At 59.2% G+C, this 15188-nt stretch carries 11 protein-coding genes; 2 read left to right on the forward strand and 9 right to left on the reverse strand.

Annotation, left to right across the window (positions count from 1 at the left end):
- Nucleotides 1-70 precede the first annotated feature (70 nt).
- Together MEB48_RS05835 and MEB48_RS05840 are read right to left on the reverse strand one after the other, a co-directional pair.
- The gene (locus MEB48_RS05835; protein WP_237882720.1) at nucleotides 71-1045 is read right to left on the reverse strand and encodes a FecR family protein; all 975 of its coding nucleotides are present in this window, start codon (nucleotides 1043-1045) and stop codon (nucleotides 71-73) included.
- Nucleotides 1046-1085: 40 nt separating this feature from the next.
- Nucleotides 1086-1586 carry a sigma-70 family RNA polymerase sigma factor gene (locus MEB48_RS05840; RefSeq protein WP_237882722.1) on the reverse strand — a complete coding sequence of 167 codons (501 nt, stop codon included), beginning with the start codon at nucleotides 1584-1586 and terminating at the stop codon, nucleotides 1086-1088.
- Between the two features lie 287 nt (nucleotides 1587-1873).
- On the opposite strand from MEB48_RS05840, the gene MEB48_RS05845 reads away from it, so the two are divergent.
- Together MEB48_RS05845 and MEB48_RS05850 are read left to right on the forward strand one after the other, a co-directional pair.
- A complete protein-coding gene (locus MEB48_RS05845) occupies nucleotides 1874-3001 on the forward strand; it encodes an HlyD family secretion protein (RefSeq protein ID WP_237882724.1) in 1128 nt (375 codons plus the stop codon).
- Nucleotides 2998-4590 (forward strand): DHA2 family efflux MFS transporter permease subunit, encoded by a 1593-nt coding sequence (locus MEB48_RS05850; protein ID WP_237882726.1) that lies wholly within the window; start codon nucleotides 2998-3000, stop codon nucleotides 4588-4590. The genes MEB48_RS05845 and MEB48_RS05850 overlap by 4 nt, the downstream gene beginning before the upstream one ends.
- A 147-nt stretch (nucleotides 4591-4737) precedes the next feature.
- On the opposite strand, the gene MEB48_RS05855 is transcribed toward MEB48_RS05850, so the two are convergent.
- From MEB48_RS05855 to MEB48_RS05885, 7 genes are all read right to left on the reverse strand, one after another.
- Complete coding sequence (locus tag MEB48_RS05855; RefSeq protein ID WP_237882728.1) at nucleotides 4738-5064, reverse strand: hypothetical protein; 327 nt, start codon at nucleotides 5062-5064, stop codon at nucleotides 4738-4740.
- A 453-nt stretch (nucleotides 5065-5517) separates the two neighbouring features.
- The gene (locus MEB48_RS05860; protein ID WP_237882730.1) at nucleotides 5518-5874 is read right to left on the reverse strand and encodes a hypothetical protein; all 357 of its coding nucleotides are present in this window, start codon (nucleotides 5872-5874) and stop codon (nucleotides 5518-5520) included.
- Nucleotides 5874-10655, reverse strand: coding sequence for an RHS repeat-associated core domain-containing protein (locus tag MEB48_RS05865; RefSeq protein ID WP_237882731.1), 4782 nt, complete (start codon nucleotides 10653-10655; stop codon nucleotides 5874-5876). The genes MEB48_RS05860 and MEB48_RS05865 overlap by 1 nt, the downstream gene beginning before the upstream one ends.
- A gap of 287 nt (nucleotides 10656-10942) precedes the next feature.
- A complete protein-coding gene (locus MEB48_RS05870; RefSeq protein ID WP_237882733.1) occupies nucleotides 10943-11383 on the reverse strand; it encodes a carboxymuconolactone decarboxylase family protein in 441 nt (146 codons plus the stop codon).
- Nucleotides 11384-11838: 455 nt separating this feature from the next.
- Nucleotides 11839-13281, reverse strand: a complete 1443-nt coding sequence (locus MEB48_RS05875) for a mechanosensitive ion channel family protein (RefSeq protein ID WP_237882735.1) — start codon at nucleotides 13279-13281, stop codon at nucleotides 11839-11841.
- Nucleotides 13282-13472: 191 nt separating this feature from the next.
- Nucleotides 13473-14099 (reverse strand): isochorismate family cysteine hydrolase YcaC, encoded by a 627-nt coding sequence (ycaC, locus tag MEB48_RS05880; RefSeq protein WP_237882737.1) that lies wholly within the window; start codon nucleotides 14097-14099, stop codon nucleotides 13473-13475.
- 127 nt (nucleotides 14100-14226) lie between these two features.
- Nucleotides 14227-15093, reverse strand: a complete 867-nt coding sequence (locus tag MEB48_RS05885; RefSeq protein ID WP_237882739.1) for a pirin family protein — start codon at nucleotides 15091-15093, stop codon at nucleotides 14227-14229.
- Between the last annotated feature and the right edge of the window lie 95 nt (nucleotides 15094-15188).

Raw genomic sequence — 15188 nt, forward strand, 5'->3', positions numbered from 1 at the left:
AGTGTGCGCCTGTTAATGCAAACCAGTTGCAGTTGGACAAGAAGACGAAGAACTCGAAAAAAACCTGAATCTATCGGGCAATTATTTCCTGACTGCCGTCATCGAGGGTCCGAATGGCTACCGGCAGAATGCTCGGCAAAGCCTTGAGCAACGCGTCGGTGTTGTCGGATTTGAACACGCTGGTCAGGCGTAGATTGCCCACTTTGGCGTTGTCGACCGTCAGCGGTTTTGCCCGATAGCGCGATACTTCTTCGGCCACTTCGCTGAGGCTGGCGTTGTTGAACACCAGTTTGCCGCTGCGCCATGCGGTCAGTTCTGCAGGGTTGACCGCATAGGCGGCGGCGACCAAGCCTTGGGCATTGACGCGAGTGCCGAGGCCGGCGGTAAGGCTGACGACATCGGCACCGTTACCTTGAACCTTGACCGTGCCCTGCTCCACCGCGACCCGGGTTTCAGCGCTGTCGCGACGCACATCAAAACGGGTGCCAGTGACCGTGACCTTGCCGCTGCCCGCCTCGACCACGAACGGTCGGCTGCTGTCGTGCTCGACACTGAACATCGCCTCGCCTTGCAGCAACTCGATGCCGCGACGGTCCTTTTCATAGCGCACCTGCACCCGGCTGCGGCTGTTCAGATCGATCACCGAACCGTCCGGCAACGCCACATGGCGACGCTCGCCAAGGGCCGTGGAATATTCAGCCGTGTAGGTCGCCGGCTGGTTCACGCCACTGAACAACCCCAGGCCGAGCGCCACCGTCAACACACTGGCAGCCACCGCGTAACGCACCAGCGGATGACGTGTGCGGCGTGCCGGCGGGGTTTCGCACAAAGCATGCAAACGATTGGCCGGCAGCAGATCGGCCGCCGACCACAGGCTCTGGAGCATTTGATATTCGTCGCGATGCTGAGGATGTTCGTCCAGCCAGATTTCGAAGCCTCGCTGCTCTTCGGCGTTGACGACAGGTTCCTGCAAACGCACAAACCACCGCGCCGCGTCGTCGCGAACCGTTGTTTGCCCGCACGCACAATCACCAGTGTCCATCATGGAAAGTCCTTTTTGGCGGCGGATGAGAAGACGCGGCGAATCATGGTTGTAACCCGTCCAGGCGATCACGCAGGTGCCGCAGGGTGCGGATCATATACTTTTCCACCATGTTCTTGGACAGCCCCAGGCGCTCGGCGATTTCAGCCTGGGTCAGGCCTTCGATCTTCTGCCAGACGAACACCTTGCGACAGTTGACCGGCAGCTCGGTGAGCGCCCGTTCGATGGAATCCGCCAACTGGATCGCGTGCATGAAATGCTCCGGGTCGCCGGACGACGACACACAGTGATCGATCGCCTCCGACTCCATGGCGCCCCGCCGATCCTCACGCCGATAACCGTCCACCGCAATATTGCGCGCGGTCTGGTGCAAATATGCCCGAGGTTGCTGCACCACCGCCGAATCGGACTCGAGCACCCGCACGAAGGTGTCGTGGGCCAGGTCCTCGGCCTGCTGACGATTTCTCAGGCGACGGGTCCAGGTGCCGATCAACTCTTCGTAATGCTCGAAAAAGCCGTGTCTGCGGGGCAGCTTGGGGGTCATTGCGCTGTGCTGTGGAGAGGAGGCGTGAATAGTAATGCTTCCTATTAACTGGAAGCAATGGATTCCCTCGATCCCCCGTGTTGTGGCCCCGTCGGAAGACTGGATGGGATGTTGAATCAGAATCAAAAACCGAGGGCGGGCGCCAAGGCGTTCGATAAAAGAAGGCCGCGAACGTCCTATAACTCAAACCCAACCTGACGACCGGCAGCAGAAATAAATTGCCAGTGAATATTACCTGCATCATATTACTCGCGTAATAAAGCATCGTTTCCCACAGGTATTTTTCCATGACCAGCATGCCCAGTCTTGAACCCGACGTTGCTGTCGCGGCGACCCCCCCCAAGTCTCCCCTGCTTAAAAGACTGCTGTTGCTGACGGCGGCCATCGCGGCCCTGGTGTTCATCGGGCTGTACGCAGCCCATTGGTGGACCGCCGGGCGTTTCATCGAAGAAACCGACGATGCCTACATAGGTGGCGACGTCACAGTGATCGGGCCGAAAATCGCGGGGTATATCGAAGAGGTGCTGGTCACCGACAACCAGAAGGTCAAGGCTGGTGATGTGCTGATCCGCCTCGATGCTCGTGACTATCGCGCCAACCTGGTCAAGGCCGAAGGCGCAGTGGCCGCTGAAGAAGCGCTGCTCGCCAACCTCGACGCCACCGAACAGCTGCAATACGCGGTGATCGGCCAGGCCCGTGCCGGCATTGATGCCGCGGGTGCCGAAACCGCACGCTCGCGGGACGACAACGCCCGCTACAAACGCCTGGTGAACAGCAATGCTGTCTCGGTGGAAAGCGCGCAACGGGCCGACGCCACCTTCAAAACTGCACAGGCACAGAGTGCCCGGGCCCAGGCCGAACTGCTGGCCGCGCAACGTCAGTTGAACGTGATCGAAACCCAGAAACAGCAGGCGCGCGCAGCGCTGATACAAGCGCGGGCCGAGCGTGATCTGGCGCAGTTGAACGTCGGTTACACCGAGTTGAAAGCCCCGGTCGACGGCGTGATCGGCAATCGTCGGGCACGGGTCGGCGCTTACGCTCAGGCCGGTTCGCAACTGTTGTCGGTGGTGCCGGCCAGCGGGCTGTGGGTCGATGCCAATTTCAAGGAAGATCAACTGTCGCGGATGACGCCGGGTCAGCGCGTGATCGTTCATGCGGACGTGCTCAAGGGGCGTGAATTCCACGGTCATCTGCACAGCCTCGCACCGGCCAGTGGTTCACAGTTCAGCGTGCTGCCACCGGAAAACGCCACCGGCAATTTCACTAAAATCGTTCAGCGGGTGCCGGTGCGGATCCTGCTCGATCCCGCTGACGGCGTACTCGGTCATCTGCGTCCCGGCTTGTCAGTGACGGCTGAAGTGGATACCCGCACCGATCCCGAAGCTGAATCCCCGGCCGTAGCCAGCGCGCCATGAACCGCGTCCTCGCCGCCCCCGCGCAACCGTTCAACGCCGCCAACATGGCGACGGCGACCAAGGTATTCGCCTTCGCCACCATGTGCATCGGCATGTTCATTGCGCTGCTGGACATTCAGATCGTCTCGGCGTCGCTGCGTGACATCGGCGGCGGGCTCTCGGCCGGCACCGACGAAACCGCGTGGGTGCAGACCAGTTACCTGATCGCCGAAATCATCGTGATTCCGCTGTCGGGCTGGCTGTCCCGGGTGTTCTCGACCCGTTGGCTGTTCTGCGCTTCGGCGGTGGGTTTCACCCTGGCCAGCCTGCTTTGCGGCGCGGCCTGGAACATCCAGAGCATGATTACCTTCCGCGCCCTGCAAGGGTTTCTTGGCGGCTCGATGATCCCGCTCGTATTCACCACCGCCTTCTTTTTCTTCACCGGTAAACAACGGGTGATCGCCGCCGCGACCATTGGCGCCGTGGCCTCGCTGGCCCCGACGCTGGGGCCGGTGATCGGTGGCTGGATCACGGACATTTCGTCCTGGCACTGGCTGTTCTACATCAATCTGGTGCCGGGGATTTTCGTCGCGGTGGCGGTGCCGATGCTGGTGAAAATCGACCAGCCGGAACTGTCGCTGCTCAAGGGCGCCGACTACCTGAGCATGCTGTTCATGGCGGTGTTTCTCGGTTGCCTGCAATACACCCTCGAAGAAGGCCCACGCTTCAACTGGTTCAGCGACAGCACGATTCTGACCACGGCCTGGATCAGCGGTCTGGCCGGACTGGCGTTCATTGGTCGAACCCTGCACGTGGCCAACCCGATCGTCGATCTGCGTGCCTTGAAAGACCGCAACTTCGCCCTCGGCTGTTTCTTTTCATTCGTCACGGGGATCGGCCTGTTCGCGACGATTTACCTGACGCCGCTGTTTCTCGGCCGGGTGCGCGGTTACGGCGCGCTGGACATTGGCCTGGCGGTGTTTTCCACCGGGGTGTTCCAGATTCTGGCGATTCCGCTGTACGCCTTTCTGGCCAACCGCATCGACCTGCGCTGGATCATGATGACCGGCCTTGCGCTGTTCGCCCTGTCGATGTGGGATTTCAGCCCGATCACCCACGACTGGGGGGCCAAGGAATTGATGCTGCCGCAAGCCTTGCGCGGGATCGCTCAACAACTGGCAGTGCCGCCCGCGGTAACCCTGACTCTCGGCGGGTTAGCACCGGCACGGCTCAAACATGCCTCAGGGTTATTCAACCTGATGCGCAACCTCGGCGGCGCAATGGGCATCGCCGCGTGCGCGACCATCCTCAATGACCGCACCAACCTGCATTTCACCCGGTTGGCGGAGAACCTCAACAGCACCAACGAAGCACTCAATCAGTGGCTGTCCCAGGTCGGCAATAACTTCGCCGCCCTCGGCCAGAGCGGAGACATCGGCGTCACCGCCAGCCTGCGTCAATTGTGGCTGCTGACCTACCGCGAAGCGCAGACACAAACCTACGGTGACGCGTTCCTGATGATCATGGTCTGCTTCATCCTAGCCACGGCGATGGTGCCCTTGATGCGTAAGGTGCAACCACCGGCCGCGCCGAGTGCTGATGGGCATTGAGGCTTGCCCCCGTTGGGTCGCGAAGTGGCAAGCCTGACTCTCCTACAGCGTCTTGCGTCGTTCGCAATACTCACAAACGACACAAAACCCTGTAGGAGCGAGGCTTGCCCGCGAAGACGCCGGATCAGACGCCGGAAGTCTCTGAAACTAATCCGCTACTGACTGCGCCCGCAACCGCCGCCCAATCACATCCAACCCATCACACCCGTCCCTCAGAGGAATGGCACAGAGCAAGGCGAAGTCGCTGAGAATGATCGAGTCGCACTCGATCGAGCCGCGCATGGACATGTTTTCGAGCACCTGAGTAACTGCGCGAATTCGATAGCTGGCGGCGTCATACAAAACATCGAGCGGCGCGTGGGTATCGACGAACAGGGTGGGCATGTCGGTGCAGTTGCTGGTGAGCGCCATGAAGCGGTTATCTGGGTGGGGGATTGGTTTTTCGTAGGGTGGATCGGGGTGAAGATTTTTCATATTGAAACCTCTGGTAGTAATGGGCGCTACCATCGGCCTTCCTACAGGCTTGGGTGGCAGCTATACGCGGGGTAGGAATATCGAGACCAGAGAACTCGACCACACCGAAGCGTGCCCGCGCACAGCCGCCGCAACTGATCTTACGGACGCACGTTGATGGCCGCAATTCAGGTGTCGACGCCAAAGCGTCCTCTCTAGTCTTGAAGGGTTCCTACACCCTGCCACTGAATTTTCAGTGACGACCAGAGACTATCGATGGAAAACATTTCGCACCAGTTCATAGAAACCGATACGAGTTGAAGGAAACTTCCGACGAGTTTGTCCCAAAAAATCGCCCCTAGCGCTGTCTTTCAAGCTCCTTAATCGCCAATGGATTCCAAGAGGCTCGCAGATTCTTTAAGCCAGTACATTGCTGGCTTATGGTGCAAAAGCAGGACAGATTTATTTATCCCCCTATTTAACATCTTCCTCAGACTGATAACGCTGTAAACAGCTAAGAAGAACCGTCATAAACTTTCTCTGATCCTTAACATCCTCATCAAAATAAGTGTCAATTTTTGAAAAAACCCCATCAAAATCGTCACCACAATCTAAAAAATACTCCAAAGTATCAATAAGTAATTGCCTCTCTTTTTGGCTATAGATAAAAAACTCCGGACGCATCAAGACATCAAATAGTTCAGTGAGCTCTTGCTCATCATTCACATCCTTCGAAACTATTATTTCTTCCCTTTTCAAGTCGCGTGTATTTTCTATGTCGAAAACGAAGAGCAAGCCACGAATATCCCAAATATTGTAAGAAATTTTCATTAGTCAAAATCCGTAAAAGCTGTTTTAGGCCGACCCATTTCATCCAATATAACTACAGCTCTGGTTTGCTCACCGTACTGCAAGCCATCTCTCTTAAATCCCTCGCCTACTTTTTTACCCATTTCAATTGGACGCTTGGAAGCATTCAAACCACTCTGTTTAAAAATCAACTGTGCGCGCTGTATCGCATTCAGCTGATCGCGATGGCTGAGAAAGTGTGTCGCCGCAGAGGGTATTACGGGCTCGCCCCTTCGCCTTCCTCTCTCGTACCTTTCTATTTCGCCGGTCGCAGGGTTCCTGCCTTCTTGCACTCGCTGAAGCTGGGACTGCAGAGTGGTTTGAGCACCATGTTTCTGTAGAAAGTGGGCCTCATCAATTGAATCTTCCATTTCTTTCAATCGCCTATGAACAACCGCCTCCGCCAATTCATCAATCCGCGCCCTCCGCTGATCACCTGTCAACTTCGGTAGCGCTGGCTCACCCTCATCAACCTTAGCGCCAGTCGTATCATCCGGCGCCCCACACCCAGGCTTATTCGGTGACGGACAGTTCCCGCTCAACCCCAACGGGTCAACCCACCCCGTCGGATTCTGCGTGTACTGGTACTGGTTCAGCCCACCCGCCAACTTGATCGGATCCGGCGTCAGATACCGACCAATCTGCGGATCATAGTACCGATGCCGGTTGTAGTGCAGACCGCTTTCGGCGTCGAAGTACTGCCCCTGAAAGCGCAGCGGCTGGTCGAGCTGCTCGCCCCCGCCGAACGCCAGACGCGTGACCTTGCCGTAGGCGTTGTATTTCGCCGACCAGACAATCTCGCCACCAAAGTCGGTCAGTTCCTGCGGTGTGCCGAGGTGGTCGAGTTGGTAGTAGAAAGGGCAGGCTTTGCGCGGGCCTTTGCCGTCGAGCATGGCCAGCGGGCGAAAGCTGCCGGGCTCGTAGACGTAGCTGCGGTAATGCTCGCGGCTGCTTTCCGCGACGAGGTGGTCGCCTTGCCAGAAGAACTCAGTAGTCTTGCCATCGACGGTTTTGGCGATACGGCGGTCGAAGGCGTCGTAGCGGTAACTGGCGCAACGACCATCCGGGGCGGTGACGCCGATCAACCGGTGCTGGCAGTCGTAGCGGTATTCGGTGACGAGTTTTTGCGCGGTGCCGCGACGCTCGCGGATCAGGTTGCCGAAGGCGTCGTAGTCGTAATGCCGGTCGCCTTGCATGAGCAGACGGTTGCCCTTAACGGTCGTCGGGCCGGATCGGTCCTGCATCAGCAGGTTGCCCGCCGGATCGTGGGCGAAACTTTCCGGCTGGTGGTCGCGGGTGTGGCGCACGCGGGTCAGGCGGTTCAGCGCGTCGTACTGGTAGCTGCGCTGGCCGTGACGGGTGTCGGCGATGTGGTCGAGATTGCCGTTGAGGCTGTAGGCGTAATCGCGGCGGTAGAGGTTTTTTTGCTGTTGGCTGACGGCGTGGGCCTTCAGCCGTCCCTGGTCGTCGTAGGCATATTCGCTGAGCAGCAGGCCCTGTTGACGGTTTTGTTCGCGACCGGCGAGGGAGGTGTGCGATGTGAGCCGCGTGACATTGAGGGCGATGGCCGTCAGCGCGCCGCCCTTGGCGTGGTGGTAATCGAGTTTGCTGCCGTCCGGCAGACGCAGGCGCTTGAGCTGGCCGCAGGCGTCGTAGGCATAACGCAAGGTGCCCCAGCCCTGATGCTCGGTGATCAGGCGATCCTGCTGGTCGTACTCGAACTCCAGCGGATGGTCGTGGCCGTCGTCGACGCTGGTCAGTCGGCCCAGCGGGTCGTAGCGGTATTCGACCTGGACACCGTCGGGCAGGGTTTTGATCAGCAAGCGTCCGGCCGAGTCCCGCTCATAAACCGTGATCAGCTGCGAGCCGTCGTCGCCGAACTCGGTTTTCTCCAGCAAGTGGCCGTTGAGGTCGTAGGCGTACGCGGTGCGACGGCCGTCGAAGCCGGTTTCCTGTCGGATCAATCCGCTGGGCGTGTAGTCCAGCTGATATTTTTCGCCGGATTCGTTTTCAATTTCCGTCAGCAGCAGCTGTGCGTTGTCGTAGCGGTACTTGAGCTGGGTGCCGTCGGGGTTGATCCGGCGGCTGACCAGATGCAGGTCGTCGGCGTATTCGTAGCGGGTGATTCGGCCCAGTTCATCGCGTTCGGCGGTGATCTGGCCGTAGGCGTTGTAACTGAACCCGCGAATGGCGCCGGTAGGCAACGTCGTCTGGAGCAGTCGGCCAAGGGCGTCCCACTGGTAGCGGGTGAGCGCACCGTGCTCGTCCTGACGGGTAATCTGCCGCCCCAGCGCATCGTAGGAAAAGCGCCGCTGCCCACCGTCCGGCAGGGTCTCTTCGAGCAGTTGCCCCAAGGCATTCCAGACGAACACATGGCGGCTGGTGTCCGGGTAGCGGATCGACAGCAGCCGCCCGTGAGGGTCGTAGTGGTAATGGGTGATATGGCCGTCGGGATCGGTGGCCTCGGTGACATCGCCCTGAACATTGCGCTGATATTTCCATACCGCCTTGCCGCGATAGCGCGCATGCAGGAAACCGTTGCGGTACTCGTAGGCCGTCGGCTCGTCTTCCGGTGGAATCAGCGCCACCAACCGCCCGACTTCGTCGTAATGGTATTCAGTGACGGCCCCCAGCGGATCCTGCTCTGCAATCAATCGACCCTGATCGTCATAGGCCTTGAGCTGTTCGCCACCGTCCAGCCCGACCTTGCGCACCAGCCGTGCGCGGTCGTCATGGAGGTAAACCTCCTCACTGCCGTCGGCGTTTTTTACCACAACGCTGCCGTGGTCATCCCAGACATACCGCGCGTCCATCTGCGCAAACGACGCCCAGTGCCGCACGCAACGCGCCGCCTTGCCAGACCGTTCCCACTCCCAGAAGAAACTCGCGCCACCGGCCAGCTGCCGCTGCAGAATCACATGCCGGTCGTCGTAGTCGTAACGCTCGCTTTCCCCGGCGGCGTTGCTCGCTTCGATCAGTTGATCGCGTTCGTCGTAGCGGTAACTGACCAGCGTCTGCTCGGTGTGCCAGGCTTCGTCGAGGGTCTGCGCCGGGACAAACACCTGATAGTCGACGGCGATCAGATGCGCGCGCTCATAGCGCAACCGCAAAGCGCGGCCGGCGCCGTTGTCGAGGCGTTGGATACGCGCCTGACGGTCGCGGGTGATGCGCAAGCGGTTGTCGTAAGCGTCGCTGATCGCCGTCAGCCGACCGTTGTGAAAGTGATAGAAACGGGTGTCGTCGCCAGCCTGGGCGAGGATCAGTTCCTCGGGGGCATCGCCCAGATAAATCGCGGCACGCGACAGGCTGTTATGGATCGTCGGGCGTTCGCTGCTCGGCAACGGGAGTGGGGTACGACGGTTTTCGTGGTCGATCCAGATGACGGTGTCGCCATCGATTTCCAGTCGATGGGCGAGCGAATGACTCCAGCCAAAACCCAGCCCGCAATCGATCTCCACCGCGCTGGTGCGGTACAAACGGGTAAAGGCAAACGGCAGCAGCCCATCCAGCGCACCGTCGATGAGGGTCAGCAGTTCCTCGCCGGTGACCATCGACACCGGGCATTTGTTGGTGGCGGTTTTGTCGGCGGAATCGGCGCTGTCGCCGTTGGGGTTGGTGGCCTGCTTCGAGACATCGTCGTGGTGTTCGTTTTTTTTCAGCGTGGTGTTGCGCCGGGCATCCCAACGCAGTTGCATCCGGCCTTTTTTCAGGCCCGCCGCGATGCCCCTGGCGGCGACCTTTTTGTAGCGGTCGACGTAGCTCATGAAACTGTCGATGATCGTGAAGATCGCTTTGACCAAGCGCAGCACGGCATTGATGATCCGTGCGCCGTAGTTGGCCAGGCGCATGCTCAGGTAGGCGATCCCGGCGCCGGCCCCGGTGAACGTCAGGACGATCCCGATCAGAATGTCGAGCAGCAATTGCACCACGCCCGTCGACACCGCCTCGGCGGTTTTACCGGCGACCTCACTGGGCGGCAGCATTTCCAGCCACAGGCTGGCGGTGCGCAGCAGCAAACACAGCGCCGCTTCGTCACTGGCCAGCAGCTGGATCTTTTCCATCACCTGCGGTGATTTTTCTGCCAGCTCACGCAACTGATCGGCACCGCTGCCTAAGCGAACAGCGAACTGGCGGGGATCCTGGAGAATGTCCGACAGCAGGCTGATGCTGTCCCACACGCCCTCGATCGCCGCCCAACTTCCCGCGAGCATTCCGTTGCCCCCGGCCACCAAAGTCGACTGTGACCACTGCGGCTTGAACCCCTCCCACTCGCTACGCAGCCAAGCTTCCAACGCCTTGCTCAGGCCGTCGTAGGAGGAAAACAGCTCGCTCACCTCATCCGGGGTGACTTCACTCTGAACATGAACGCGGTAGCGCTTGCCCTCTTCTCCTCGGAACGTTCCCTTGCCGTTTTTATCGAGCGTGACCGGCGTCGACTTCCCGCCCTCCATGGCGATCACATCGACCTGAATGTTCCCCAACGGAATGTCATAAACCGATTCGAACTTGCTCTCGATTTCGAGTATTCCGCCTTTCGGGCACTGGACGACCGTGGAGAAAAAATCATCGTCGCCGCTGCTGACAGCGGTGCTGGAGCTTCCGAATCTGATGATCCGTTCCATGCCCATCAGCGACGGCAGATCCGCCACGTGGCTGGCCTTGTCGGCGGCCTGGCTGAGCCAGTGATTGAGCTGTTCGCGGTAGAGCGAGAGGGTATGCGGGAAGCTGTCGAGTTCTTCCTCGATGCGGGTAACGTGCTCCATCAACGCACCAAAAAGTACGGGGTTGCTGGAGAAAAGGAGTCGAACATGAGCAATCCCTTGCGCAGAAAGTTAGGCGCGGGGGACTTTGCGGGGGATCGATCAGGAAAGAAGTCGGGAAAGGTGGAAATGGATGTAGGGGGATTCGCTGATTAACAGCGATAAAAAACGCGCAACCCAGGTAGGAGCGAGCTTGCTCGCGAAGACGGCAGCACAGTCAGCATTGATGTTGCCTGACAAACCGCTTTCGCGGGCAAGCCCGCTCCTACAGGCATTAGAAATGCCAGGCCTTACGCCTGAGGCATTTTGCGAAACCCCACGGCCAGGCGATTCCAGCTGTTGATGGTGGAAATCGCCACGGTCAGGTCGACCATTTCCTTAGGGCTGAACTCGGCGCTGAGCAGCGCATAGTCTTCATCCGGCGCGTGGGTCAGGCTCAGTTGGGTCAAGGATTCAGTCCAGGCCAGCGCGGCGCGTTCACGATCGGTGAAGAATGGTGCCTCGCGCCAGGCCGTCACGGCGAACAGTCGACGTGGCGTTTCCCCGTCCTTGATGGCATCGGCAGTGTGCATGTCGATGCAGAAGGCACAGCCGTTGATCTGCGAAGCACGCAGCTTGACCAGTTCGATCAGCGACTTTTCCAGCGGTAGTTTCGAGACGGCAGCTTCCAGGGCCATCATGGCTTTGAGTCCTTCCGGGGAGGCCGTGTAGAAATCGATACGAGGTTGCATGGTGAGCTCCAATGACAAGTGGGTTGGCGCTACGGTAATGCCGACCTGGCGTTGAACAAATAACCAATTATTGGGAAGTTGAGGATGCCAATGGGTAAGCTCGATAAATAAGCGTCATGGGTAATTGCCATCACCTCATCAGCAGTACTAGAATGCGATTCATTCTTGATTACGAGGCCGGGATGCCCGAAATGAGTATCTGCCCATGTCATCCTCATCCCGAATGTCGTTGCCCTGCACCCCTTCGTCGTCCCCTGAAACGGCGCATAAAACGCCGCTGACACGTCGACAAACCCTGGTTCGTCTGGGCCTGTTGCTGGTGGTTGGCCCCATCGGCATCACATTGCAACATGTGCCGTTCGAGCACTGGAACACTCAAGGGCGCACCTCGGTCGGTGAACAGCAGCCTGTTGAAGGCCAATCCGAGTGCACCTATGCACATGACCTTCGACTGCCTAAGCCCGACTGCGCAACCACTGCAAAAACCCTTTCTTCGCCACCACCTTAGGCACTTCCTGAATCAGCGTCTGAGCCGTATGCATACGGAAATCCAGCAACGCCTTCATCGCTTCGCTGATGTCATGGCGAGCATCCAGGCAGGGTTTGAGGTATTCCTTCTCGATGCGATAAAGCGTGCAAAAAGTCTTGGCCGAAAAGTCGGCGAGCGCCGATTCATCGGAAAGAATCCCGGCCTCGCCGATCACCTCACCCGGCCCCATGCGCCCGGCCTCGAACTTTTTGCCACCGCGACTCAGCGCCACTGACACCACACCAGACTCGATGATGAATAGATGATCGCTGACCTCCCCCGCCGGCAGGATCATTTCGCCTGCGCGGAAGGTTTGCAGCGTCATGTTCTGGCTGAAGGTTTCTTTCTCTTCCTGACGCAGGGTCGAGAAGATGTTCGAGCTATCCAGCAACGCCCGCTGCCGTGACAGCGCAGCAGGGGCGTTGGGTTCGATGCTCGACAACAGGCTGACACCGGACGCCTGCAAATGCCGGAACGCCAGGTCAAACAGCAGATTACGCACCATGCGCTTCTGATCCATGGAGACCACGAAGCCGCTGATTTCGTATTCCACGCCGGTGCTGCCGGAGCTTTTCAACGACACACTCGGCGCCGGTTTGGCCAACAGGAAGCGGCACCCTTGCATGGCCCGCTCCAGTGCATCAATCACCGTTTGCGGACGCGCGTGGGGGCTGACTTGCAGGCTGATCGACACCCCGAAAATGTCACTGGGCCGGCTGAAGTTGACGATTTTTGCCTTGGCCGCCAGGGAGTTGGGAATCACTGCCATGCTGCCTTGCGCGGTTTGCAGGCGTGTGGCGCGCCAGTCGATGTCGGTGACCCGGCCTTCGGTGCCGTCGATGGAGATCCAGTCATCCAGTTGATAGGGTTTGGTGGTGTTCAGGACGATCCCGGAGAACACGTCACTGAGGGTGCTTTGCAAGGCCAGGCCGACGATGATCGCCAACGCGCCGGACGTTGCCAGCACGCCCTTGACCGGCAATTCGAGTACGTACGCCAGGGCGGCGATGACCGCGATCAGGAAAATCACCGCGCCGAGCAGATCCTGCAGCAAACGCCCGGTGTGCCCGACCCGTTGCATCATCACCGCGCCGATCAATACCGTCAGGGTGCGCGCGGCGAACAGCCACCAGCCAATTTGCAAACCGGTCGCCGCCAGGTGCAACGGCACGTTATCGGCCCAAGGCGCCGGTTCCATGGGGTTCAAGCCTTCGTTGAACAGCAGCACGCTGAACAGCGAAAAAATCACCAGCCGCACCGCCAGTTTCCAGTTGCTGCCGCTGGCGGTGATCAGGCGCCACAAAACCAGATCGATCAGGATCAGGATCAACGCGCTGAGCAATGGGTGATCGGTGAGCAGTGACAGCATCAAGCAACTCCAGCAAGGGCCAATGGCGCGAAGATCTCACAGATTGTAGGAGCCTGCGATCTGCAAAACACCACAAAACCAATGTGGGAGCGGCGGTGCGACGATTCGACTTGCTCGCGAAGGCGGTGTAACAGTCAACATCATTGTTGAATGTTAAGCCGCCTTCGCGAGCAAGCCCGCTCCCACATTAATTACTTGGTATTGGTAAGGGTGTTGTAGCTGGTCATCAGGTTGCGGTAGTCCGGGATGTGGTTGGAGAACAGGGTCGCCAGACCTTCCACGTCGTTGCGCCAGTCGCGATGCAGTTCACAGGCCAGGCCGAACCAGGTCATCAGCTGGGCGCCGGAGGACGACATGCGATCCCACGCCGATTGACGGGTCAGTTCGTTGAAGGTGCCGGAAGCGTCGGTCACCACGAATACCTCAAAGCCTTCGGCCAGCGCCGACAGTGCCGGGAACGCCACGCAGACTTCGGTGACCACACCGGCGATGATCAGTTGTTTCTTGCCGGTGGCCTTGATCGCCTTGACGAAGTCTTCGTTGTCCCAGGCATTGATCTGGCCTGGGCGCGCGATGTACGGCGCATCCGGGAACAACGCTTTGAGTTCCGGTACCAGCGGACCGTTGGGGCCGGTTTCGAAACTGGTGGTCAGAATCGTCGGCAGCTTGAAGTACTTGGCCAGGTCGGCCAGGGCCAGCACGTTGTTCTTGAAACGATCCGGATCGATGTCGCGCACCAGAGAAAGCAGACCCGCCTGATGATCCACCAGCAGAACGGCGGCGTTATCTTTGTCGAGACGTTTGTAGGAAGTAGTCATGGAGTAATCCTCGCTTTTTATCGATGCCGAACGGGCCGGCGTAAGTGAACTCTGTTTTTTCGTTTAAACATGGCCAGGCAAGCGTAGTCAGGCAAACCCGGCACGTCACAGCGTTACAACATTGATTTCAACCGGGCATCCGACCGAAGCGACCGGACTGGAAGTCGGCAAAGGCCTGGTGGATTTCCTGCTCGCTGTTCATCACGAACGGGCCGTGGCCGACGATGGGTTCGTCGATCGGCTCGCCGCTGAGCAGCAGCACCACGGCGTCGTTATTGGCTTCCAGGCTGAGCTGATGGCCATTGCGCTCGAACAACGCCAACTGCCCTTCACGCACCAATTCCTTCTGGTTGACCTGAACCGTACCGCGCAGCACCACCAGTGCGGTGTTGCGTCCTTCGTGCAGATCCAGGGTCAGCAACTTGCCGGCCTTCAAGCGAACGTCCCATACGTCGATCGGCGTGAAAGTCCGCGCCGGGCCTTTGTGGCCGTCGAATTCACCGGCGATCAAGCGCAGGCTGCCAGCGTTGTTCTTGAGCGAGAGGCTCGGGATGTCACTGTCGAGAATCGTCTGGTAACCGGGCTCGGCCATCTTGTCTTTGGCCGGCAGGTTGACCCACAGCTGCACCATTTCCAGAGTGCCGCCGCTCTTGGCGAAACCTTCGGAGTGGAACTCTTCATGAACAATCCCCGAGGCCGCGGTCATCCATTGCACGTCGCCGGGGCCGATCTTGCCGCCGCTGCCGGTGGAGTCGCGGTGTTCCAGTTCGCCCTTGTAGACGATAGTCACGGTTTCGAAACCGCGGTGCGGATGCTGACCAACGCCACGACGCTCGGTGGTCGGGGTGAATTCGGCGGGACCGGCGTGATCCAGCAGCAGGAATGGGCTGATGTGTTTGCCCAGGTTGTCGTAGGAAAACAGCGTGCGAACCGGAAAACCGTCGCCGACCCAATGGGTTCGTGGGCTGGTGTAGATGCCGATGATGTTTTTCATCTTTTCCTCCAAATCTGTTGTGTGACGCGATGGACAAAGCTTAAAACCGGCGCCTTTTCTGCGCTAGACTGCAAAAATCAGCCTTAGCGTTCTAT

It is taken from the genome of Pseudomonas sp. PGPR40, from assembly GCF_022014505.1.
Taxonomy (GTDB): Bacteria; Pseudomonadota; Gammaproteobacteria; order Pseudomonadales; family Pseudomonadaceae; genus Aquipseudomonas.

Coding starts and splice junctions, on each gene's coding strand:
- MEB48_RS05835 (WP_237882720.1), bottom strand. CDS start 1,045: ATGATGGACACTGGTGATTGTGCGTGCGGGCAAACAACGGTTCGCGAC.
- MEB48_RS05840 (WP_237882722.1), bottom strand. CDS start 1,586: ATGACCCCCAAGCTGCCCCGCAGACACGGCTTTTTCGAGCATTACGAA.
- MEB48_RS05845 (WP_237882724.1), top strand. CDS start 1,874: ATGACCAGCATGCCCAGTCTTGAACCCGACGTTGCTGTCGCGGCGACC.
- MEB48_RS05850 (WP_237882726.1), top strand. CDS start 2,998: ATGAACCGCGTCCTCGCCGCCCCCGCGCAACCGTTCAACGCCGCCAAC.
- MEB48_RS05855 (WP_237882728.1), bottom strand. CDS start 5,064: ATGAAAAATCTTCACCCCGATCCACCCTACGAAAAACCAATCCCCCAC.
- MEB48_RS05860 (WP_237882730.1), bottom strand. CDS start 5,874: ATGAAAATTTCTTACAATATTTGGGATATTCGTGGCTTGCTCTTCGTT.
- MEB48_RS05865 (WP_237882731.1), bottom strand. CDS start 10,655: ATGGAGCACGTTACCCGCATCGAGGAAGAACTCGACAGCTTCCCGCAT.
- MEB48_RS05870 (WP_237882733.1), bottom strand. CDS start 11,383: ATGCAACCTCGTATCGATTTCTACACGGCCTCCCCGGAAGGACTCAAA.
- MEB48_RS05875 (WP_237882735.1), bottom strand. CDS start 13,281: ATGCTGTCACTGCTCACCGATCACCCATTGCTCAGCGCGTTGATCCTG.
- ycaC (WP_237882737.1), bottom strand. CDS start 14,099: ATGACTACTTCCTACAAACGTCTCGACAAAGATAACGCCGCCGTTCTG.
- MEB48_RS05885 (WP_237882739.1), bottom strand. CDS start 15,093: ATGAAAAACATCATCGGCATCTACACCAGCCCACGAACCCATTGGGTC.